The following is a 246-nucleotide window of genomic DNA, read 5'->3' on the forward strand; positions in this document are numbered from 1 at the left end:
CGGCATACGAGATGCTATGCTCTCTGCCTATCAAAACATTGATCGTTTTAATCGCCAAGCCGCCTTAAAAACATGGGTATTTGCCATTCTCAAAAATAAGCTGATTGATATTTTGAGAAAGGAAAAACGTTACACCAACGCCAGTATTCTGGAAGAAGGGGCGAGTCTCAACGATGAAGCTCTGATCGATCATTTATTTACCGAGAATGGCCATTGGCAAAAAGATGAGCGTCCACAGAAATGGGA

1 protein-coding gene is annotated in these 246 nt (G+C 42.3%); it reads left to right on the top strand.

All coding sequences use genetic code 11. The annotated features are described in order from the left end of the window. The coding region (locus tag A3773_RS17370) for a sigma factor (RefSeq protein WP_269454519.1) at positions 1-246 on the top strand (246 nt) is incomplete at both ends.

Source organism: Neptuniibacter pectenicola (assembly GCF_001597735.1).
GTDB classification, from domain to species: Bacteria; Pseudomonadota; Gammaproteobacteria; order Pseudomonadales; family Balneatricaceae; genus Neptuniibacter; species Neptuniibacter pectenicola.